General features: G+C 31.4%; 20 protein-coding genes. 6 read left to right on the top strand and 14 right to left on the bottom strand.

From position 1 onward, the window contains the following. Window positions 1-41 precede the first annotated feature (41 nt). Entirely contained in the window at window positions 42-1,082 is a 1,041-nt protein-coding gene (arsB, locus tag ACN0WI_RS05020) for an ACR3 family arsenite efflux transporter (RefSeq protein WP_417885546.1), read from the bottom strand. 68 nt (window positions 1,083-1,150) lie between these two features. Next, window positions 1,151-1,480 carry an ArsR/SmtB family transcription factor gene (locus ACN0WI_RS05015; protein WP_417885545.1) on the bottom strand — a complete coding sequence of 110 codons (330 nt, stop codon included), beginning with the start codon at window positions 1,478-1,480 and terminating at the stop codon, window positions 1,151-1,153. 176 nt (window positions 1,481-1,656) lie between these two features. Here ACN0WI_RS05015 and ACN0WI_RS05010 point away from each other — a divergent pair, with 176 nt between their 5' ends. Continuing rightward, window positions 1,657-4,101 carry a glycosyl hydrolase family 95 catalytic domain-containing protein gene (locus ACN0WI_RS05010; protein ID WP_417885544.1) on the top strand — a complete coding sequence of 815 codons (2,445 nt, stop codon included), beginning with the start codon at window positions 1,657-1,659 and terminating at the stop codon, window positions 4,099-4,101. A 106-nt stretch (window positions 4,102-4,207) separates the two neighbouring features. On the opposite strand, the gene ACN0WI_RS05005 is transcribed toward ACN0WI_RS05010, so the two are convergent. The 4 genes from ACN0WI_RS05005 to ACN0WI_RS04990 all read right to left on the bottom strand — a co-directional run bounded on the left by ACN0WI_RS05005 (window position 4,208) and on the right by ACN0WI_RS04990 (window position 10,155). Further along, window positions 4,208-5,989 (bottom strand): mechanosensitive ion channel family protein, encoded by a 1,782-nt coding sequence (locus ACN0WI_RS05005; RefSeq protein ID WP_417885543.1) that lies wholly within the window; start codon window positions 5,987-5,989, stop codon window positions 4,208-4,210. A gap of 246 nt (window positions 5,990-6,235) precedes the next feature. Continuing rightward, window positions 6,236-8,095, bottom strand: coding sequence for a membrane protein insertase YidC (yidC, locus tag ACN0WI_RS05000; RefSeq protein ID WP_417885542.1), 1,860 nt, complete (start codon window positions 8,093-8,095; stop codon window positions 6,236-6,238). 74 nt (window positions 8,096-8,169) lie between these two features. Then, entirely contained in the window at window positions 8,170-9,789 is a 1,620-nt protein-coding gene (locus tag ACN0WI_RS04995; protein WP_417885541.1) for a CTP synthase, read from the bottom strand. 132 nt (window positions 9,790-9,921) lie between these two features. Continuing rightward, window positions 9,922-10,155 carry a DUF3820 family protein gene (locus ACN0WI_RS04990; RefSeq protein ID WP_417885540.1) on the bottom strand — a complete coding sequence of 78 codons (234 nt, stop codon included), beginning with the start codon at window positions 10,153-10,155 and terminating at the stop codon, window positions 9,922-9,924. Between the two features lie 324 nt (window positions 10,156-10,479). On the opposite strand from ACN0WI_RS04990, the gene ACN0WI_RS04985 reads away from it, so the two are divergent. Continuing rightward, complete coding sequence (locus tag ACN0WI_RS04985) at window positions 10,480-12,018, top strand: GH3 family domain-containing protein (RefSeq protein WP_417885539.1); 1,539 nt, start codon at window positions 10,480-10,482, stop codon at window positions 12,016-12,018. Here the strand turns inward: ACN0WI_RS04985 and ACN0WI_RS04980 are convergent. The 3 genes from ACN0WI_RS04980 to ACN0WI_RS04970 form a co-directional block, all read right to left on the bottom strand. After that, on the bottom strand, window positions 12,015-12,599 hold the full coding sequence (locus tag ACN0WI_RS04980; protein ID WP_417885538.1) for a hypothetical protein: 585 nt from the start codon (window positions 12,597-12,599) through the stop codon (window positions 12,015-12,017). The two genes, ACN0WI_RS04985 and ACN0WI_RS04980, sit on opposite strands and share 4 nt — an antisense overlap. Before the next feature lie 228 nt (window positions 12,600-12,827). After that, window positions 12,828-13,304 carry a DUF4168 domain-containing protein gene (locus ACN0WI_RS04975; protein WP_417885537.1) on the bottom strand — a complete coding sequence of 159 codons (477 nt, stop codon included), beginning with the start codon at window positions 13,302-13,304 and terminating at the stop codon, window positions 12,828-12,830. A 479-nt stretch (window positions 13,305-13,783) separates the two neighbouring features. Continuing rightward, a complete protein-coding gene (locus ACN0WI_RS04970; RefSeq protein ID WP_417885536.1) occupies window positions 13,784-14,386 on the bottom strand; it encodes an NUDIX domain-containing protein in 603 nt (200 codons plus the stop codon). Between the two features lie 181 nt (window positions 14,387-14,567). Between ACN0WI_RS04970 and ACN0WI_RS04965 the strand changes: the two genes are divergently transcribed. Continuing rightward, on the top strand, window positions 14,568-15,605 hold the full coding sequence (locus ACN0WI_RS04965; RefSeq protein ID WP_417885535.1) for a GMP reductase: 1,038 nt from the start codon (window positions 14,568-14,570) through the stop codon (window positions 15,603-15,605). Between the two features lie 62 nt (window positions 15,606-15,667). Here the strand turns inward: ACN0WI_RS04965 and ACN0WI_RS04960 are convergent, their stop codons facing one another. From ACN0WI_RS04960 to ACN0WI_RS04950, 3 genes are all read right to left on the bottom strand, one after another. After that, window positions 15,668-15,895, bottom strand: a complete 228-nt coding sequence (locus ACN0WI_RS04960) for a PLDc N-terminal domain-containing protein (protein ID WP_417885534.1) — start codon at window positions 15,893-15,895, stop codon at window positions 15,668-15,670. A gap of 137 nt (window positions 15,896-16,032) precedes the next feature. Further along, the gene (gene lysA / locus ACN0WI_RS04955; RefSeq protein ID WP_417885782.1) at window positions 16,033-17,241 is read right to left on the bottom strand and encodes a diaminopimelate decarboxylase; all 1,209 of its coding nucleotides are present in this window, start codon (window positions 17,239-17,241) and stop codon (window positions 16,033-16,035) included. 93 nt (window positions 17,242-17,334) lie between these two features. After that, on the bottom strand, window positions 17,335-18,498 hold the full coding sequence (locus tag ACN0WI_RS04950; RefSeq protein ID WP_417885533.1) for an MFS transporter: 1,164 nt from the start codon (window positions 18,496-18,498) through the stop codon (window positions 17,335-17,337). Window positions 18,499-18,724: 226 nt separating this feature from the next. Between ACN0WI_RS04950 and sucC the strand changes: the two genes are divergently transcribed. Then, on the top strand, window positions 18,725-19,918 hold the full coding sequence (sucC, locus tag ACN0WI_RS04945) for an ADP-forming succinate--CoA ligase subunit beta (RefSeq protein WP_417885532.1): 1,194 nt from the start codon (window positions 18,725-18,727) through the stop codon (window positions 19,916-19,918). 68 nt (window positions 19,919-19,986) lie between these two features. Here the strand turns inward: sucC and ACN0WI_RS04940 are convergent, their stop codons facing one another. After that, entirely contained in the window at window positions 19,987-20,799 is an 813-nt protein-coding gene (locus ACN0WI_RS04940; protein WP_417885530.1) for an MBL fold metallo-hydrolase, read from the bottom strand. Between the two features lie 66 nt (window positions 20,800-20,865). Next, a complete protein-coding gene (locus ACN0WI_RS04935; protein ID WP_417885529.1) occupies window positions 20,866-21,324 on the bottom strand; it encodes a GNAT family N-acetyltransferase in 459 nt (152 codons plus the stop codon). A 107-nt stretch (window positions 21,325-21,431) separates the two neighbouring features. Here ACN0WI_RS04935 and ACN0WI_RS04930 point away from each other — a divergent pair, with 107 nt between their 5' ends. Both ACN0WI_RS04930 and treA read left to right on the top strand, forming a co-directional pair. Beyond that, entirely contained in the window at window positions 21,432-21,611 is a 180-nt protein-coding gene (locus ACN0WI_RS04930) for a hypothetical protein (RefSeq protein WP_417885528.1), read from the top strand. Window positions 21,612-21,659: 48 nt separating this feature from the next. Then, window positions 21,660-23,273 (top strand): alpha,alpha-trehalase TreA, encoded by a 1,614-nt coding sequence (gene treA / locus ACN0WI_RS04925; protein WP_417885527.1) that lies wholly within the window; start codon window positions 21,660-21,662, stop codon window positions 23,271-23,273. Window positions 23,274-23,315 lie beyond the last annotated feature (42 nt).

The following is a 23,315-nucleotide window of genomic DNA, read 5'->3' as shown; positions in this document are numbered from 1 at the left end:
TAAAATTTATAAATTGAAAATGCTTGATTTTATAGTTCTTTTTATTCGGTATAAAATTTTTTCTTTAACCAAAAAGAAACACGAACTAGTAAAATTAAAGCAGGAACTTCTATTAGTGGTCCTACAATTCCGGTGAAAGCTTGTCCGGAGTTCAAACCAAATACAGCAATAGCAACTGCTATTGCTAACTCAAAATTATTGCCTGCAGCTGTAAAAGCAACTGCAGCATTTTTGCCGTAATCTGCACCTAAAAATTTTGTTATAAAGAAACCAATAACAAACATTACTCCGAAGTAAATTACCATTGGTAAAGCAATTAGTAAAATATCTGTGGGAATTTCTAATAACATATTTCCTTTTAATGAAAACATAATTACAATTGTCGCTAATAAAGCAATAAGAGTGAGGGGTGATATTTTTGGTAAAAATTTTTCTTTATACCATTGTTCTCCTTTGAATTTTACAGCTATAAGTCTACTTAAAATTCCAAAAATAAATGGTATTCCTAAATAAATAGCTACACTTTTTGCTATTGTAAGAATTGAAATATTTACAATAGCTCCTTCGAATCCAAAAAAAGGAGGGAGTTTTGTTATAAATAACCAGGCATAAAAGCTATAGCCAAAAATTTGAAATATACTATTTAAGGCAACCAAACCTGCTCCATATTCTGTATTGCCATCGGCTAAATCATTCCATACAAGAACCATGGCTATACATCTAGCTAAACCAATAAGAATAAGCCCTATCATATATTCAGGATGGTTCGGAAGAAAAATAATAGCTAAAAAGAACATTAAAAACGGACCAATTATCCAATTTAATAATAAAGAGATGCTTAGAATTTTTACATCTTTAAATACTTTAGGAAGTAGTTTGAAATTTACTTTAGCTAGAGGAGGGTACATCATTACAATTAAACCTATTGCAATAGGGATATTGGTAGAACCACTGCTTAATGCATTAATACTTTCACCTATACTAGGGAAGGTTGCTCCTAGAGCTACGCCAATAATCATGGCTATAAAAATCCAAAACGTTAAAAAACGATCTAAAAAGTTAAGTTTTTTAGTGCTATTCATGATCGGTTTATTAATATAAAAATTTTATTGCTTTATTGTAATATTACGATTAATGAAGAGAATTTTTTTTAACAACAATCATTTTTTGTAGGTATTTGATTGTAGAAATCACTCATAATTTCACCAATTTCTTTCCACTTCTTTTCATCAATACAATAACACATTTTGGTACCATCAATAGATCCTTTTATGATTCCGAAATTTTTAAGTTCTTTTAAATGCTGAGATATAGTAGGTTGAGCGAGTCCTATTTCATCTACTAATTCACCACAAGCACAAGTCTTTAATTCAAATAAATATTTAAGAATGGCCACTCTTGCAGGATGCCCAATAACTTTAGAAATAGCAGCTATCTTATTCTCTTCATCTTTATAAAATTCGGTTTTCGTAATCCCCATAGCAAATAATATATTGCAATATTACGATAATTAATTATAAGAATAGTTTTATTCTTAAAAATATCAATTTATAGATCTAATTTTCTAAATATTTATACTGCAAAAAACTATAAAAGCCACTAACTTTATGGTTTTAAAAACTGTTATTGCAAATCTTTAATGTTCAAAAATCACTTATGAATATGTCTATTTATCGTTTACCAGCTGGAGAATTGGTAGATCGATATTATATTTTTTTCTCGATTATTTTTTTATCAATAGTTAATAAATCCCTTGCACAATCCGATCATATCCTTTGGTATGATAAACCAGCTACATATTTCGAGGAAACATTACCGCTAGGAAATGGAACTATGGGAGCAACAGTATTTGGAGGAGTTCAGGTAGATAGCATTTATTTAAATGATGCAACTTTATGGTCTGGTGAACCTATAACTCCAAATAATAATCCTAGTGCGTATAAATATGTTCCTAAAATAAGAGAGGCTCTAAAGAATGAAAATTATCAGTTAGCCGATAAATTACAACACAAACTTCAGGGAAAATTTTCAGAGTCTTATTTGCCATTAGGAACATTTACCCTACAATTTAAAGATCAAGAAAATTATAAAAATTATAAGCGAAAATTAGATATAAGCAAAGCTGTAGCAAATATTTCTTACCAAAGTAATGGTGTAAATTATAAGCGAGAATATTTTGTATCGCATTCTGATGAGGTAATGGTAATCAAATTAACTGCTGATAAAAAAAATGCACTAAATCTAAAACTGAAATTTGATAGCCCATTAAAATATAAAGTAATTCCTTCTGAAAATAATCAGATTTTTGAAGTAAACGGGTATGCTCCTTATCATGTAGAACCAAATTATCGTGGCGATATGCCTGATGCAATTCAATTTGATGCTGAAAGAGGAACTCGATTTTCGTTACGTTATAAAATAGCACATACAGATGGTAAAGTGAAAATCACAAAGAATTATATAGCTATTTCAAATAGTTCTGAAGCTACTATTTATATTACTGAAGCAACAAGTTTTAATGGATTTGATAAAAATCCGGCAACTGAAGGGAAGCCTTATAAAAAAATTGCAGACCAAAAGTTAGAACGTGCTTTAGAACAATCTTTTCAGCAATTAAAAGCGAAACACATTAAAGATTATCAGCATTATTTTAATCGTGTTTCACTAACGTTGGGTGAAACAACCGCTCCAAAACTTCCAACTGACAAACGTTTGTTGCGGTATGGAGAAGGAAAAGAAGATAAAAATCTGGAAGCTCTGTATTTCCAATATGGACGATATTTATTGATTTCTTCATCAAGAACACCGGAAGTTCCTGCTAATTTACAAGGAATTTGGAATCCGTATATGCGTCCGCCATGGAGTAGTAATTATACGTTAAATATCAATTTAGAAGAAAATTATTGGTTGGCAGAAACAGGAAATTTATCTGAACTGCATCAACCTTTATTAGGATTTATCGAAAATCTATCAAAAACCGGAGCAATTACAGCTAAAACGTATTATGGAACAGAAGGATGGTCGGCATCTCAAAATTCAGATATTTGGGCATTAACCAATCCTGTAGGAGATTTTGGACAAGGTGATCCGAATTGGGCGAATTGGAATATGGGTGGTGTTTGGTTAACAAGTCATTTGTGGGAACATTATGCTTTTACTAAAGATTCTGAATATTTAAAAGAAAAAGCCTATCCTTTAATGAAGGGCGCTGTGAAGTTTTGTCTTGATTGGATGGTGAAAGATGAGAATGGATATTATATTACATCTCCAGCTACTTCTCCAGAGAATAAATATGTAACACCAGATGGTTATATAGGTGCTACTTTATACGGAGCAACAGCAGATGTTGCAATGATTCGAGAATTGTTCTCTGAATTTTTAGCAGCTTCAGAAGTATTACATATAGCTAACGATTTAACCAAAGAAGTAGCTAAAGCTAAAGAAGAGTTATTGCCTTATAAAATAGGGGAAAAAGGAAATTTACAAGAATGGTATTACGATTGGGAAGATGAAAATCCAAAGCATAGGCATCAATCACATTTGTATGGATTGTATCCGGGACAACAAATAAATATCGACAAATCTCCTGCTTTAGCATTGGCTAGTGTTAAAACTTTAGAAATTAAAGGAGATGAGACAACCGGTTGGTCTAAAGGTTGGCGAATAAATTTATGGGCTAGGTTATGGGACGGAGACCATGCGTATAAAATGTACCGAGAATTATTGAGTTATGTAGATCCTGATAATTTTAATGGAGAACATAGTGGACATGGAGGAACATATCCTAATTTATTTGATGCGCATCCACCATTTCAGATAGATGGAAATTTTGGAGGAGCAGCTGCAGTTGTAGAAATGTTGATGCAATCTAATAGTCATGAGATCTATTTATTACCTGCTTTACCAGATGCTTGGAACGAAGGTAATGTATCAGGTATTTGTGCTCGAGGTGGGTTTATTGTAGATTTAAATTGGGAAAAAGGAAAATTAAAATATTCAACCATTACTGCTAGAAAATCAGGTGAAACAGTACTGAAATATGAAGATACCGAAAAGAAAATTCAGTTAGAAAAAGGAGAGAGTTGTACCATTAATTGGTAATAAGTTATATATTATATAGAGCTATGAAATAGTGCTTATAAAAACGTATTATAGTCAAAAATCCCCAAAATTCTGGGGATTTTTAATTCTATATAACTTTTTGCTGTTAGTCATCTGTTTTTTTGTTTTGAACAGAACCTTCCGGAGGATAAGGTATGCTGCCTTTTAAATCATCTATGTGTTTATGATCGAACTGTGGAATTTGAAGATCGTTATTTTCTTTCCATTTTTTTACAGCCTGTGCTGCTTTTTCACTTTTTTCTTCGGAAACACCTTCATCTCTAGATAAGTAAAGTGTTTGTGAAGGGAAAGCAAAACCGGAACCACTTTCCTCAACCACATCCATCATTCTGAGCAATAAATCTTCTTGAACTTCTAGGTATTCATCATAGTTTTGTACGGTGATGTATGCGAATATTTCTAAATTTATAGAATGTGAGTCTAATTCTAAAAAGCGAACTCGAGCTGGATTTTCAGAAACTAAAGGATGCGCGTATAATATATTTCGAAGTTCTACCAATAAATAACGAATTTGATCGGGAGTAGTTTCATAGCGTAGCCCAAAGGTATGATGAAACCAAAATTGATCTCGGTGAGTATAATTTTCAATTTCAGCAGAAGAAAAATTACCGTTTGGGATAGTAACAATAGTTCGGTTTAAGGTTCTTATTCTGGTAGAACGCATTCCTATTTTTTCAATAGTTCCTAAAACGTCTCCTACTTTACAAAAGTCGCCAACTCGGATAGGTTGATCGGCAATTAAAGTAACACTACCTACAAAATTCTCTACTGTTTTTTGAGCCCCTAACGCAATAGCAATACCACCTAAACCAAGTGCAGCGATACCTGCTGTAACATCTATTCCAAAAACTCCTAAAACTATAATTATACCAATAACTACAATGGCTATTTTAGTAGCTCTTTTCAAAAATAAAACAACCGATACTCCAGATATGTTTCCTTTGCTATATAATTTCCGTTCGGTATAAGAGGATAAGAAAATGGTTAAACGCCAGAACAAGATAAGTATAGCAATGACCCCTATAATTATACTTATCCAACTAAATTTTTGTCGGATTAAAATAGATATACCAATTAGTTGAGCCGTATATCCCCATAACCAGATGGAAATGGTTAAACGCACAGGTAAACCCAATGCATGTATAATTATAGAGAAAGGTTCTTCACCAGTCTTCTTCCATATTTTTGGTAAAATATTTTCAACGAAATAAGTGATTCCCCATGAAAATATATAGGCTAGGCCACCTATTATTAGCATAATAATCCAATCTATTAATGGTGCTCCACTTAATTTCCATTTGTTAAATTTTTTCGGAATTATTTTTTGAATCAAAGGAGTAGATAAAGAATCGATATCTACCTTTTTTAAATCAGAAACTGTTTCTTTAGAGAAAACCCAGATTGGTCCACCATCTGGAGCTTTAATCTGTTCTAGAATAATATCAATTTCATCTCCATCTACTGTAACAGATCCAACTTTTTCTTTTTTAGGGGGCAAATTATCTTCTAAATTCCCTTTTGGATCGTTACTAATCCAAGAATAAGGAAACAAATAGCCACTATAATCGAGTAAATTTTCTAATTTTTTAATTACATCAGTATTCTGGATATTGGATTTGGTGTTAAAATAAAATTTAGCTTTAGAATAATTATTTTCAGCTAAAGCTTCCAAAAAACCAGAAGCAGTTCCTCTGGGAGTTCTTCTACCTAAAGGATCTTTTGCATAGGTTTCTTCTTCTTGTTTATTGTCTTCTTTATTATTTTTATTTTGAGTAAGTTGAAATTGAGAGAATGCTTGAAGGTTTACAAACAATAACACAAGCGTAGCAATAAGCTGTAAATTTTTATAAAAACTTTTAATTTTCATAATTGGGTTTCTTGGAACTAATTAAATGAACAATTTAAAGTGCTAAAGATATTTAATTCCAATTTATTAGCGATTTTAAGTTTTAAATTTCTATTGTAACGATACAAAGTCTATCTTATTTTTCTACAAAAAATTACTTTATAAATTATAATTCTTAAAAAAGGAAGACTTTTAATGAAGTATATAAATCAAAAAAGTCGGTTATTAACCGACTTTTTTGATTTTAAATATAAGTTATAATCCTTATTATTTATTTTTTTGTTGCTCTGCTTGCTCCATCATTTGTTGCATTTTCTTAGCAAATTTGCCTTGCTTTTTAGGCTTGGCTTTATTTGCCTGAATTTTAGCATGAATTTTATTTTCATCTACTATAACATATTTTATAACAAGCATAATACCAATAGTAATTAGGTTTGAGATGAAATAATAAAGCGATAATCCACTTGCATAGTTATTAAAGAAGAAAAGCATCATTAATGGGGATAAGTACATTAAAAATTTCATATTAGGCATTCCTGGTTGCTGTTGTGCCTGCATGTTTTGTCCCGTCGTCATTTGCATATAAATAAATATAGCGACCGACGCTAGAATTGGGAACAAACTCACGTGTTCTCCATAAAATGGAATATGAAAAGGTAGCTCAGCAATTACATCGTAACTTGATAAATCGTCTGCCCATAAAAAGCTTTTGTGGCGTAACTGAAAAGCACTTGGGAAAAATTGAAATAGAGCATAGAAAACTGGAATCTGCATTAAAGCCGGTAAACAACCACTCATTGGGCTGGCGCCTGCTTTACTATACAGCTTCATGGTTTCTTGCTGCTTTTTCATTGCATTATCTTTATACTTCTCGTTAATCTCGTTAATTTCAGGACGTAAAATTTTCATTTTAGCCTGCGATAAGTATGATTTATAAGTAACGGGAGAAAGTAAAATTCGAACTGTTATAGTAAGTACAATAATTGCAAAACCATAAGGTAAAAAGCTACTTAAAAATCCGAAGAATGGAATAAAAACATAACGGTTAATCCAACCGAAAATTCCCCAACCTAAAGGTACAATTTCATCTAAATTTCGATTATAATCGCTTAATATTTTATAATCTGTAGGGCCATAATACCAGTTCATATTATAGCTTAATTCACCTCCTTTAAGTTCTAGTGGAACAGAAGCTTCAAAAGATTTGGTGAATACAGTATCGATTTCTTCATCTTTAACTAAATTTTTAGAATATAATTTAGCCGATTTAAAAGGTGTACCTGTTAATAAAATAGAGCTAAAGAAATGTTGTTTAAATGCAACATAAGTAACATCATCGGCAGTTTCATCATCATCACCGTTTCCTAAACTACTATCTTTTCCATTCTCGTATTCATAAACAAGTTTAGTATATCTATTTTCATAAGAAATACTTTTAGCATGTCTGTAACCTTTCAATTTCCAATCTAAATCAATTGGGTTACTTGAATTTAGCACGTTGTTTAAGCCTTGAGAACTGATAGAGAAATCCATCATATAATCTCCTGGTTTTACAGCGTAACGATATTCTAAATACTTGTCATCAGAAACCTTAAGCTTCATAGATAACACGTTTTCCGAACCATTTTTAGAAAGTGAAGGTTCAAAATAAAGATTTTCTGTATTTAAAGTTCTACCATCGGTAGTCGTTAAATTCAAATTAAAACTAGCATTTCCATCTTTTATAAGATAAACAGGAATAGAATCATAGGTTTTATAATTCTTTAATACAGCTTCTTTAATATATCCTCCTTTGTTGGCTACTTCTAAACGTAACACGTCGTTTTCCAAAACGGTAGTATTTTCTGTTGCTGAAGGTAGGGTTGAAGAATATCCAAAAACTCCTAATTGGTTTTGAGCTTGTGCTATTGCAGCAGAATCTGAAGTAGGAGTGTTAGTTGGAGTTTCGTTATTACCAAAGTTATTGTTTTGATTCTGTTCGGGAGCAGCTTCAACTTGTTCTGTAGAGGTAGGGGTAGCTTCTTTTTGAGGCTCCTCCATACTATTGCTATACAGCATCCAAATTAAAATTCCTCCTATTAATAAAAATCCAATTATGGATTGGATATCAATTTTCTTTTCTTCCATTATAAAATTTTACTAAAATCTTTAAAAAATTAGTCAAAAAAGTGACCAATATTACTTAACGTGCCAAACTGGCACTATGATTTACCTTTTTTATAGTCGTGAGCAGCTTTTACAAAAGCAACAAATAGTGGATGAGGGCTTGCTACCGTACTTTTATATTCCGGATGATATTGAACCCCAACAAACCATGGGTGCTCTTGTAATTCTATAACTTCGACTAATCCGGTATCTGGGTTTAATCCCGTACTTCTCATCCCGGCATTTTCTAATTGCTCTTTATATTTATTATTATATTCATATCTATGGCGATGTCTCTCTTTAATATCTGCAGTGCCATACACATCATGAATTATAGATTTATTACTTAAATGGCAATCCCAAGCTCCTAAACGCATGGTACCTCCCATTTGAGTAATATTTTTCTGAGCTTCCATTATATCGATTACCGGATGTTTGGTGTTTTTATCCATTTCGGTAGAATTGGCACCTTTTAATTTAAGTACATTTCTAGCAAATTCTATAACTGCCATTTGCATACCTAGACAAATTCCTAAAAATGGTAATTTATTTTCTCTGGCAAATTGTACGGCATCAATTTTTCCTTCAATACCACGTTCTCCAAAACCGGGAGCAACTAAAATTGCATCTAAATGAGAAATTTTGTTTTTAATAGTATTCTCGTTAATAAATTCAGAATGAATACTTTCTATATTGACTTTTACTTCATTCTCTGCACCAGCATGAATAAATGATTCTAATATTGATTTGTAAGAATCTTGAAGTTCTACATATTTACCAATAAGACCTATTGTAACTTCCCCTTTTGGGTTTTTATGGCGATCTAAAAACTTATTCCAATTATCTAAATTAGGAGTAGTTTCATCAGGTAAATTTAACTTCTTAAGTGTAACTGTATCTAGACCTTCAGCAAGCATTAAATTTGGTACGTCGTAAATAGTAGGTGCATCTATAGACTGTATAACAGCTTCTTGACGCACATTACAGAAAATAGCTAATTTTCTACGAATATCGTCAGATAAGTCATGCTCAGTTCGGCACACTAAAATATCGGCTGTTAAACCACTTTCCATAAGTGTTTTTACACTATGTTGGGTAGGTTTTGTTTTAAGTTCTCCTGCAGCGGATAAAAACGGAACTAAAGTTAAATGGATAACTAAAGCATTATTTTCCCCGAGTTCCCATTTTAATTGTCTAACCGATTCGATGTAAGGTAGTGACTCAATATCGCCTACAGTTCCACCAATTTCAGTAATCACAATATCGTATTCATGATTTTTACCTAAAATTTGAATACGATTTTTAATCTCATTGGTAATATGGGGAACAACTTGTACTGTTTTTCCTAAAAACTCACCACGGCGTTCTTTTTCAATTACACTTTGGTAAATTCTACCTGTGGTAACATTGTTCGCCTGAGATGTATTTACGTTTAAAAATCTTTCGTAATGTCCTAAATCCAGATCGGTTTCAGCACCATCATTAGTTACATAACATTCCCCGTGTTCGTACGGATTTAAAGTTCCGGGATCTACATTAATGTAGGGGTCCAGTTTTTGTATAGTGGTTTTAAATCCACGAGCTTGTAATAATTTCGCTAAAGAAGCAGCAATAATTCCTTTCCCTAAAGAAGAGGAAACGCCACCGGTAACAAAAATATATTTGGTTTCGGCCATTTTAAAAAGAGTTTGAAGCGTTCCAATTATTTAGGGCGCTAAATTACAAAGAAGAAAAGAAATTCTAGCTACTTTTAAATTTATATTTAAGTTTTAATTATGATATGGAATTACTGAAAATTTTGAAAAAAATTAAGAAATTTTAGGATATCTTCTTCGTATTTGTTTTAAAAGATGTTCTAAACTATTTACTTTAAGTTCGTAAACTTCTTCAAGTTGCTCTCCTAATTTCCCTTGAGGGAAGCCCTTTTGTTTAAACCATACATAATAAGGTTCTGGAATATCAGATAGGAAATAATCTTTATATTTTCCAAAAGGCATTTTAGTATAAGCCAGTTTTATAAGTTTTTCTTGAGGAGTTTCCATTATTCTTTTTTCTATTTTTTATAGAAAGTGTATTTTAATTAATCATTATAATCCGATAGTTAGATTGCCTTTTTGTGCTAATACTAATTACATAAGATATTGAATTTCTATTTTAAAGCTTCAAAATTACAATATCTAAAAAGAATAATTTAAAGAAATATGTTATTCTTCCTGATTTAGAAATGTTGTTATATCCAATTTTATTTAAACATCTTCAATAATCGTATAGCTTTTTTAAGCGTTAAAGTATTGATAAATAGTATAGCATATAAGTACATTCGAAGGCTTTTAATTATCTTCAATTTTTGAAAAAAGAAATAAAAAATGGCCATAAAAGGATCTATAATAAAAAGTCTAATTGATTTACGAGATACTATTGTATCGGAACCTAATGCTGAAAAAGCACAGTTCGACGTATTAAAAAATCTTTTAGAAAAAGCAAAAGATACTGCATTCGGTAAATTTTACAATTTTATTGAAATTTTAGAATCAGATAACATGCAAGCGCTTTTTGCTGAACGTGTTCCTTATTTTGATTATAATAAATTGAATGAGCGATGGTGGTCTCAAATTCATAATGGAGGTACAGATATTACATGGCCGGGTAAACCACATTATTTTGCATTAAGTTCAGGTACAACCGGAAAATCAAGTAAAAGAATTCCCGTAACTGATGATATGATAGAATCTATCCGAAATGCCGGAATCAAACAAGTCGGTGCTTTAACAAATTATAATTTACCACCCGATTTTTTTGAAAAAGAAATTATGATGTTAGGTAGCTCAACCGATTTGCAAAAAGCAGGAGAGCATGAAGAAGGAGAAATTAGCGGGATAAGCGCTAGTAACATTCCTTTTTGGTTTCGAGATTACTATAAACCGGGAGAAGAAATAGCCAAAATAGAAGATTGGGATGAGAGAGTTCAAAAAATTGCCGAAAATGCTAAAAACTGGGATATTGGAGCTTTAAGCGGAATTCCAAGTTGGATGGAATTAATGATGCAGAAGGTAATAGATTATCATAATGTAAAAAACATTCATGAAATTTGGCCTAATTTAAGAGTTTATACAAGTGGAGGAGTGGCATTCGAGCCTTACGAAAAAAGTTTTAAAGCCTTATTAAGTAAACCGGTTCAGGTAATAGACACTTATTTAGCTTCAGAAGGATTTTTAGCCATCCAAGACCGGCCGGATACTACTAGTATGAAGCTTATTTTAGATAACGGTATTTATTTTGAATTTGTTCCATTTAAGCCAGAGTATATAAATCAAGATGGTTCTTTAGATGATAAAGCACCTGTAATTCCACTTTCTGAAGTTGAAGCTGAAAAAGAGTATGTATTGCTTATTAGTACAGTTTCCGGAACTTGGCGTTATATAATTGGAGATACTATAAAATTCACTGATACGGAAAGGCATGAAATACGAATTACTGGAAGAACCAAGTTTTTCTTAAATGTAGTTGGTTCTCAATTATCGGTAAATAAAATGAACGATGCCATACAAGAGTTAGAAAATCAATTTGATACTAAAATACCAGAGTTTACAATTGCTGCTAAACGAATTGATGATGAATTCTACCATTGTTGGTATTTAGGTACCAATTCAGATAAGAGTAATGAAGAGCTTGCTTCTGCATTAGATGAAAATCTTAAAAATGCTAATAAAAATTACGGAGTTGCTAGAAGTAAAGCACTAAAAGGAGTAAAAGTAACTAAAGTTTCTCCAGAAATATTTCCAGAATGGAGCGCCGCTAACAAAAAGAAAGGCGGGCAAGTGAAAATGGAGAAAGTGATGGATGAAGAGAAATTTGCAGAGTTTGAAAAATTTGTAGAAAAACAATCAAAAAACGGTGATTCTTAATCATCGTTTTTTTCTTCTTTTATTTCATTAACTATTTCCATAATTTCTTCTTGAGATAGGTATAACTTCTTAATCCGATTTTTGTAGGTGTCAGGTAAGGATGAATTTTGTAGAATAAAATCTTTGGTAGCAATAATATATTCTCCCAACCCGTGGGTTACGGCATACGTATCCGCAGCTCGTTCAGCTTTTCTTATGTAATTATTTGAAGTTAAATAGCGAATACCAAACCATAAAAGGTTAATTCCACTTCTATTTCTATAATCCATAATGTGTCCCAATTCGTGAGAAATCCATCCAATTATTACATCTGATGGAGCTTCGGTTATATCAAACGTTTCATCTCCAATAGTTACTTTTTCACTTATAAAGATAAAATAGCTTCGTTTTTTTCGATTTTTGAATATACCTGAAAACTTAGGTTGTGCCTGCATAAAGGATTTTTTTATATCCTTTTTAAATTTGAAATTAATGGGTGTGTCTTTTAGCTCTGGATAGTGTGAGAGCGCAATATATGTTTCTTTCCAAATAGATTGTGGTACAGTTTTATGGTTTTGTTTTAGAGTATCTTTTGGTTTCATTTGCTGCGCTATTGTGGATTGGGTTATTATTATTGAGAGTAATAAAATTGATGTTATTAAGGAGGTTTTCAACACATTAAAATTTGGGTTGAATTTACATAATGAGTGGGTATAGCTGAAAGAAAGAGCTGTTAAATTGCCACTAAAATTTGGAATAATATTATAATAATATCAAAAAAAAAGCAACAGTTTATAAACTGTTGCTTTTTTCAAATTATTTAAAGGTTTCTATCCTTTAGTAAGCATCTTTTGAAGTCTACTTTGTAATTCTTGATCGGTTTGTAAAGCCATTGCAAGTTTTTCGTAACGTTGCATGGTTAATCCCTTATCTTTAATTACGTTTTCCATTTTAGTTTCAACTTCTTTTTGCATTCCTTCAATATCAGCCAATATTGCTTTATGTTTTTGAAGTTCTTCCTCGGTAGCTTCTACTTCTTTATCTGGATTTGAACTAGCTTGATGGATTTCATTAAAACGTTGTACATCTAATCCTCCGTCTTGAACTACTTTCATCATTTGCTGATTAATTTCTTGATTCATCATCCGTAAACCTTGATAAGCTTCAGCAAATTTTGCTAATTCTGCATCACTAACATCTACATCAACTTGTTTTTGCGGTGTAGTTGGTTGCTGAGCCGTAGCCACAGAACCAGTAAAGATTGTTAAGATGAACAGTAAGCCTGCAAATTTTTTAAATTTAATCATAAGTTTTTTCTTGTTTAGTCTGTAAACCTATTGTAACTCATTTGGGTTTCCAAACCACTCACGTTAAGATTAAACTTTTTTAAAATAGTTTTAACATTTTAAGATTTTAACTCGTAATAGCTAGTTAATATTTACATTATTATACAATAAATAAAATACTAACTATAGTTAGTAGTGATTTTAAAATTTAAAGCTATGAATTTGAATTTTTTCTAAAGAAAGGAACAAAAAATAAGGTAGTACCTAATCCTAAAAAAATACCGCATACGATTACTAATTTTCCCTCTAAATCAATTTCAAATACTAATACTGAAAATATAAGTAAGATGGTGGCTACAATTCGTTGCTTTTTCATTAATGGCATATGTATACATATTTAAATCCATAAAAATGAGGGTAGGGCATCAAAAAGGATAGTTATAGTGCTAATTTACATGATAAATCGTATTTATTGCTATAAAAATTGAAAAAATAACATTTTAACTAAGTTTTTTATAGGGGTATTCCATAATTTTTTGAATTTTCATATGCTGTAATATCAATATAGTTTTTGCATCAGTAATTTCACCTGAAGCAATCATTCCATAAGCTTTATCAAATTCTACTTCTAAAATTTCAATTTCTTCTCCTTCTTCTTCAAGGCCTCCTCCTTTTTGAATTTTCATTTTATCAGAATAGGGAGCAATGAAACAGTGAATCACTTCAGTTACCGCACCCGCAATCATGAATGATTGAAATAATTTTTTCGGATTTTCAATTTTATAACCTGTTTCTTCTAATGTTTCTTTAACGATACACGCTTCTGGGCTTAAATCATCTAAAAGTCCTGCGCAAGCTTCAATCATATACCCCGAATTTCCTCCCTTAAGGTATGCGGGCATTCTAAATTGTTTAGTAAGTATAATAGTTTTTTTCTCCAGATTATATAAAATTATGGCTGAACCATCTCCTTTATCATAAACTTCTCTGTTGAGAATTTGAGTTTCTCCGTTTTTTTTTGGGTATTTATAGGTTACTTCATGTAAAGTAGCCCAACGTTTAGAAAGAATTTTATTTTCTAAAATTTCAATATTCTTTTTCAAAAATTTAATTTTTTTAGTTGTTACTTTTAGTAAAGTAAATTTACAATAAGTTATCTTTTTTAATAATCTATGTGTAGTTGTTTATTTATAAATATAGAAAAATAGCTACATATTATTTTATTGCTCTTTATTCTTTATTTTTGGAAAGTTAATTTGATTGATAAAAATAAAAGATTGATTTATGCGAATAGAACAAGATTTAAAACTTGGTTTTAAAGATGTAATGATTAGGCCAAAACGATCTACATTAAAAAGTAGGGCTGAAGTTGGATTAGATAGAGATTATAAGTTTTTACATAGTTCCTATAAATGGAAAGGTATACCAATTATTGCTGCGAATATGGATACAGTAGGAACTTTTGAAATGGCAAAAGTATTATCTGCAAAAAAAGTAGTTACCGCTATACATAAACATTATTCACTAACAGAGTGGAAAACTTTTTTAGATAACATGCCTGAAGCTCATTTAGATTATGTTGCCGTAAGTACCGGGACTGGTCTGGAAGATTCTGAAAAGCTTGAAAATATTTTAAAACTAAATTCGAAACTAAAATTTATTTGTATTGATGTGGCTAATGGTTACTCAGAGCATTTTGTGAATTTTGTAGAGAATGTACGGGAGAAGTTTCCAAATAAAATTATAATAGCAGGTAATGTAGTTACCGGCGAAATGGTAGAAGAATTATTAATATCTGGAGCAGATATTGTAAAAGTAGGAATAGGTCCAGGTTCAGTATGTACCACACGTGTTAAAACAGGAGTAGGTTATCCGCAGCTTTCAGCAATTATAGAGTGTGCAGATGCAGCACATGGTTTAGGCGGGCAGATTATAAGTGATGGTGGTTGTACTACTCCCGGTGATATTGCTAAAGCTTTTGGAGCAGGTGCCGATTTTGTAATGCTAGGAGGAATGTTAGCAGGACATGACGAAAGTGGAGGAGATATTGTTGAAAAAAACGGTGAAAAATTTAAGCATTTCTATGGAATGAGCTCGGCTACAGCAATGGAAAAGCATGTAGGTGGGGTTGCAGAATATCGTGCTAGTGAAGGTAAAACCGTAGAAGTTCCATACCGAGGAGCGGTTCAAGATACCTTACAAGATATTTTAGGAGGTTTGCGAAGTACATGTACTTATGTAGGGGCATCTCGACTTAAAGAATTAACAAAAAGGACTACTTTTATACGGGTTGCCGAGCAAGAGAATAAAGTATATAATTAATAAAAAATCCGTAGCATATTTAAATAATGCTGCGGATTTTTTATTTTGTTTTGAACCGTTTTTTAGAAATCAGATTGAATTCTCGCTCTTAAAACATTTTCTCTTCCAATTGATAGGTATAGCAATGATCCGATTATAGGGAGTAAGATCACTATTGAGGTCCAGATCCATTTGGAATTTTTACTAAATGAATTAGAATTCTTTAAGATACTCAATACACAAAATACTGGAAATATGATTGCCAGTAATCCAAGAGATTGAATAAGAAAGAATTGTAATTCTTGATTCATAAAACTCATAATACAAGGTTAAAGTGTTTGGTTTTACGAATATAAAAAAAATATATAGATAAATTAAATTAACGTTAATAATATTACGTTGTAGTTTAATTAATCATAACCGTTTTAGCTTTATTTATTGTTTTAGATTAAAAGTTAATTATAATTTGATTTTTTAACAAATCTTCAAAATTTTCTCGTTCTCTTATTAAAATAGCTTTCTCATTATGCCAAAGTACTTCAGCAGGACGATATCTTGAATTAAAATTACTAGCCATTGAAAAACAATATGCTCCTGCATTTTTAAAAGCAATAATATCACCTTCTGTTATTTCATTAATTCGACGATTGTTCGCAAAAGTATCTGTCTCGCAGATATATCCCACTACCGAGTAAAAACGTTGTTTTCCTTCTGGATTTGAAATATTTATAATTTCGTGATGAGAACCATAAAACATGGGTCTTATTAAATGATTAAAACCAGTATCTATTCCAGCAAATACAGTAGAGGTAGTTTGTTTTATTACATTTACTTTGCTTAAAAAATATCCTGCTTCACTTACTAAATATTTACCTGGTTCAAAAGCAAGTGTTAATTCTTTACCATATTCTTGGCAAAATGTATTAAAACGGTCTGATAATTTTTCTCCTAATTCTTCAATATCTGTTTCAATATCATTTTCCTTGTAGGGAACTTTAAAACCACTTCCAAAATCGATAAATTCAAGATTTTCGAAATGTTTAGCGGCTTCAAATAAAATTTCAGAGGCTTGTATAAAAACCTGAATATCTAAAATGTCACTTCCAGTATGCATATGAATACCATTAATATTCATATCTGTATTGTCTACAATCCTTTTAAGCAAAGGCATTTGGTGGATAGAAATTCCAAATTTAGAATCAATATGACCAACAGAGATATTAGCATTCCCGCCTGCCATTACATGAGGATTAATTCGAATACAAACAGGAACAGTTGGGTGCTTACTGCCGAATTGCTCTAAAATAGAAAGATTGTCGATATTAATTTGCACACCTAATTCCGCGACTGCTTCAATTTCTTCTAAAGAAACCCCATTTGGTGTAAAAATAATTTTAGCAGGATCTACACCGGCTTTAATACCTAACTGTACTTCTTGTAAGCTCACTGTATCTAGACCAGAACCTAAGCTATTCATTAATTTCAGAATAGAAATATTCGATAATGCTTTAACCGCATAATGAATTCGAAGATTTTTTACTTCACTAAATGCATTTAATAATCGTTGATATTGCGAAGTAATTTTTTCACTATCGTATACATAAACTGGTGTTCCGAATTGATCGGCAATGGCTAGTAAATCGTTATTATTCATTATATATTGGCAATTTTGAGACTACAAATTAGGCTGCTTATTTTTATTCCTACAAAAGAATGTTTTAAAAATAACCAATTTAAATAATTTGTTATTTTATACTATTGCTTTTTGTTTCCGGTTACGAATAACGATAACTGCAATAGTTAATAGTATACCACCGCCTGCTAATCCAGCACCTACATAACCTGCAGAAGTATATCCATATCCCATAGCAATTGGTAAACCTGCTAAATAAGCTCCAATAGCATTTCCCATATTAAAAGCACTCTGATTAAAAGAGGAGCCTAACATCTCAGAACCTTTAGCGGCATTTATTACTGCCATTTGTACAGGCGTAGAAAGACAGAATGCAATAGTTCCGATTAAATAGGTCATAACCAAAACACCAGTTTTATCATGAGCTAAGTAAGTATTCGCTAATAATGCAATAACCATTAGTATTAATGCAACAAGAACAGCATAAATTGGAGAAAATAACTCAGCAAACTTGGCACCGATAAAATTCCCGGTAACCATTCCTAATCCCGCCAATATAGTAGCATAGCTTACTACAGCCTCTGGATGGCCAGCTACATCTGTAATTAATGGCGCTATATAACTATACCATGCAAAAAAACCACCAGTACCAATTGTTGTTAGTAAAATAACCATCCATAACTCCAATCGTTTTAAAACTTTAAAGTCTTTACCAATTCCATTAGGAGAACTTTTAGGTAAAACAGGCATCCAAATTTTAATACCTATAACAGCTAAAATTCCTACTATTCCTACAATTAAAAATGTAATTTTCCAGCTAAATGTATGGCCAATATAGGTTCCGAAAGGTACACCTAAAACATTAGCAATGGTTAAACCTGTAAACATGGTTGCAATAGCTCTAGCCTCTTTTCCTGGTTTTGCTAATTTTCCAGCAACAACAGCACCAATACCAAAAAAAGCACCGTGTGGTAATCCTGATAAAAATCTAGAAATTAATAATAGCGGATAGCTATTTGCAAAAGCAGATAAACTATTAAAAACAGTAAACCATAACATTAAAAATAGTAATGTTTTATGGGCTGCCCATTTTCCACCAATACTTGTAAATAAAGGAGCACCAACCACTACACCTAATGCGTATGCAGAAATAAAATGACCGGCTTTTGGGATACTAATACTTAAGTCTTTTGCAACATCAGGTAAAATACCCATCATTACAAACTCTGTCATCCCGATACCAAAACCTCCTAAAGCTAAAGCAATTAAGCCTTTTTTCATTGAGAAATATTTAAAACGGCAAAAATACGGCAGAATAGTGAACTTGAATAAAAAGCTTGCAAAAAACTACGATAACCTTTTAGTGTTAGTGAATTTTTTGTTTGGTTTTAATGGGAATTCCCTAAAATAAAGTGAATACAACAAATGTTTAACCAAAAAGCTTGCTTTAGTTTTTTTACATTTATTATTTTTGAATTCATAAATAAAATTGAAGAAATACCTGATTATGAACATACACGAATATCAAGCAAAAGAAATACTTAGTGGTTTTGGCGTACGTACCCAGAGAGGTATTGTAGCGCAGAATCCGGAAGAAGCTGTTAAAGCAGCAAAAGAGTTAACAGAACAAACCGGAACTGGGTGGCATGTTATTAAAGCTCAGGTACATGCAGGTGGACGCGGAAAAGGTGGTGGTGTGAAATTAGCCAAAAATCTAAAAGAGGTAGAACAAATTTCAGGCGAAATTATCGGAATGAATTTGGTAACTCCTCAAACTTCTGCAGAAGGAAAAAAAGTACATCAAGTATTAATTGCTGAAGATGTTTATTATCCTGGAGATAATGAGCCAGAAGAATATTATATGTCTGTATTATTAAATCGTGCTACTGGTCGTAATATGATTATGTATTCTACTGAAGGTGGTATGGATATCGAAACAGTTGCAGAAAAAACGCCAGAACTTATTTTTACTGAAGAAATAGATCCTTCTGTTGGTATTTTACCTTTTCAAGCAAGAAAAGTTGCTTTTAATCTAGGTTTAAGTGGAACTGCTTTTAAAGAAATGACAAAGTTTGTAATGTCGCTTTATAAAGCTTTTGAAAAATCAGATTCTTCTTTATTCGAAATCAATCCGGTCCTTAAGACTAGTGATGATAAAATACTAGCGGTAGATGCTAAGGTAAGTTTAGATGATAATGCACTTTACCGTCATAAAGATTACGTTGAAATGCGTGATAAACGTGAAGAAAATTCAACTGAAGTAGAAGCTAAAGAAGTTGGACTTAATTACGTAGATTTAGATGGAAATGTAGGGTGTATGGTAAATGGAGCCGGACTTGCAATGGCTACTATGGATCTTATTAAACAAGCTGGTGGAGAACCTGCTAATTTCTTAGATGTAGGAGGTACTGCAGATGCTAAACGAGTAGAAGAAGCTTTCCGTCTTATTTTAAAAGATGAAAAAGTAGAAGCTATTTTAGTGAATATTTTTGGAGGTATTGTTCGTTGTGATCGTGTGGCGCAAGGAATTGTAGATGCTTACAAAAATTTAGGTGATGCCATTAATGTTCCTATTATTGTACGTTTGCAGGGAACTAATGCTGATGTTGCTAAAAAATTAATAGATGAAAGTGGATTGGCTGTATATAGCGCTGTACAGTTTAAAGAAGCCGCAGATAAAGTACAAGAAGTACTTTCATAATACGTCTTACAAAAAATTATTCTAAAAGCCCGCTTATTTATTTTAGCGGGCTTTTTTATGTTTTTAAATTATTTTTCAGGATACCAATCTAAAAGAATAACATCAATATTTTTATTTTCTTGATTTACTAAGGATTTAAATTTTTCGATATCTGCAAAACCATCTTTTCCCCGATAATGATAAGGATATACTTTTTTTGGAGCAAAGGCTAAAACTCCTTTAACTGCTTGATCTACCGGCATAGTATAAGGTAAATTCATACAAACTAAAGCAACATCAATATTTTTAAGATTTCTCATTTCCGGAGTGTCTTCAGTATCACCTGAAATATATAAGCGCTTTCCTTCTTTTTCAAGTACGTAACCATTTCCGCGACCTTTTACGTGCATAGCATCATCAGATTCTGGTAGGTTATACATAGGAATAGCCTTTATAGAAAAACCTTCAAAATTTATGGAATCTCCATTATTAATTACAATCAAGTTAGTTTCTAAAGATTCAGGAAGTTGTTCTTTTACAGCTTGTGGAACAATAATTTTAGTATCACCTAAATTTAAGCCTTCCAAAGTTTCTGCATTTAAATGATCGCCATGGATATCTGTTATTAGAATAAAGTTAGGGTCTTCTTTACCTTTAAAAGCTTCTGCTCCTCCAACCGGATCGGTATAAAATACAGCATCGCCCCAATTAATAACAGCGGTTGCATGAGAAATAGGAATAATATCTATACTAGAAGAATCTATAGTCTCTGCAATATCTTCTGTTGAAATTATACTTTCTTCAGCAGGTATCATAGAACCTGCCTGTGTTTCTTGTTCTTTATTTTTGCAAGCTAGAAAACCGCATGCAGTAAATATTGTAATTACAATATATTTTTTCATAAGTATTGGATTGGTTAATTATAAAAGTAAGTAAGGAATATTAAAAAAAAGATTTTTTAAGGATAATTAACGGATAACCAATTCCAATTTTATATCGGCTCGTTGATAAGGGTTTCCGTTTTCTAAAGGAATTTCTACAAACCCATATTTTTTATAAATATGAATTGCATTAGGAAGTTTGCTGCTACTATAAATTATTAGTTTAGCCCAGTTTTCTTGTTTAGCATATTCTAAAGTATAGGACATTAATTTTTGTCCGATTTGTTGGCCACGGTAGTTTGTTGATATTGCCATTTTGGTTAATTCGTAACAATTTTCTGTAATTTTTATTAAAGCAACACAGCCTATTATTTCTTTTTGTTTCTTTACAAGAAAAATTTTTCCACCGGGATTAATAATAAATTTTTCAGGATTACTTAAAACCTTTTCATCATGTGTTTCAACTTTAAATAATTGGGTAAGCCACTCAGTATTTAAACGTTTAAAATCTTGTAAGTACTTGGATGTAAATTGTATAATTTCCATTGCTGTTTTTTTTACAAAGGTATAAGCTTATTAAAAATATACCCTAGTGTGGGTATAGATTTCGAGGTTTTATTTAGGCAACTTACAAGTCCAAAAATTAAATAGAGATGAATCTTTTTAAATTTTTTTTATTGCTAATCACGCTGTCTCTTGTTTTAAATGAGAATATAAATTCTCAAGATGAAAATAATACTATAGAAAAATCGAATATTGATAATCAAAAACCCAAAAAGAAATTAAAAAAAGCTTCTTTTTCAAACCATAAAAGAATAAGTCGTCCTTATTAAAACTAGCTAAGTTTCGTATCTTTAGATATTTCCAAATATATACTAAAGATGAATTTTATTAAAAGTCGATACTTTTTATATACTTTTTTTATTCTTTTTTTCTCATGTAAAGAAGCAGAAAAAAAACCAACACTTCTTGTTAAAATAGCTTCTCCCGAAGAATTATATGGCACACTTTTTTATGATGTCCAGCAAAACGAAAAGTTATTTAGCGATAGTAAAACATTTGTAGATGCTATTCCTAAAAAGCCATTGAGTACTATAAAATCAAATTATACTAAAATAAAAGATACTTCAAGTGCAGTTATTCGGCAATTTATAAGAGATAATTTTGAACTTCCCGGAGAAAATGCTTCTCAAAATTATCAAACTGATTCATTAGCTATTAATACTCATATCAAAAAATTATGGTCTGTTTTAAAACGTCCGGCAGATACTAAAGCTACCGGAACCTTAATTCCATTACCTAATCCGTATATTATTCCGGGTGGACGATTTCGTGAAATTTATTATTGGGATAGTTATTTTACGATGCTTGGTTTAGAAGTAGATGGGGAATTAGAAACTATTCAGAATATGGTTGATAATTTTTCATTCTTAATCAATAAATATGGATTTATCCCTAATGGTAATCGTACGTATTATCTGAGCCGCTCTCAACCACCATTTTATTCGTTAATGATCGATTTATTAGCAGAAGAGAAAGGAGATTCTATTTATACTACATATTTACCTGAATTAGAAGAAGAATATCAATTTTGGATGAAAGGAACTAATACTTTTTCTGAAAGTAATCTAGTAAGTAAACGAGTGGTAAAAATGCCAGATGGGAGTGTGTTAAATCGCTATTTTGATGATAAAAACACTCCACGGCCTGAAAGTTATCGAGAAGATGTAAAAACAGCAAAAGAAGCAGTAGCTACCAATGAAAAGTTAACAAAAGAATATGTTTATAGAAATTTGAGAGCTGCAGCTGAATCGGGTTGGGATTTTTCAAGTAGATGGATTAAGCCTAATAAAAAAGGTGAATTTAATTTATCAGCAATTCATACTACCGATATTTTACCGGTAGATTTAAATACATTACTCTTTCATTTGGAAAAAACACTAGCAAAAGCTTACTTAATTGATGGAGAACAAGAAAAATATAAAAATTATAAAGCGCTAGCAAATAAAAGAGCTGCTGCTATTGAAAAGTATTTTTGGAGTCCTAAAAATTCATTTTATATGGATTACGATTTTACAAAGCAACAACATACTTCAGTAATTTCAATGGCAGGGGTTTACCCTTTATTTTTTCAAATTTCTTCTGAAGAAAAAGCAAAAAAAGTTGCAGCAATTGTAGAATCTCAGTTATTAAAAAAAGGCGGTGTCGTTACCACTTCTAATTATTCAGGGCAGCAATGGGATGCACCAAATGGTTGGGCACCCTTGCAATGGATTTGTTATAAAGGATTTCAAAATTATGGAATATCAAAATTGGCTTCTACTATAAAAAAACGCTGGACAAGCCTTAACAAGAAAGTTTACAAAGACACCTATAAAATGACCGAAAAATATAATGTAGAAGATATTTCCAAAGAAAGTGGAGGAGGTGAATACCCAACACAAGACGGATTTGGTTGGAGTAATGGTGTTTACAAGAAATTAACGTCAGAATAACATAGTATAGTTTTCAATTCGCCTAACTTTAAAATAAAAAGT

The sequence above is a fragment of the Zunongwangia sp. genome, assembly GCF_048269745.1.
Taxonomy (GTDB): domain Bacteria; phylum Bacteroidota; class Bacteroidia; order Flavobacteriales; family Flavobacteriaceae; genus Zunongwangia.
Note: the sequence above shows the minus strand (reverse complement) of the source record. Positions and strands in the feature narration are given on the sequence as shown.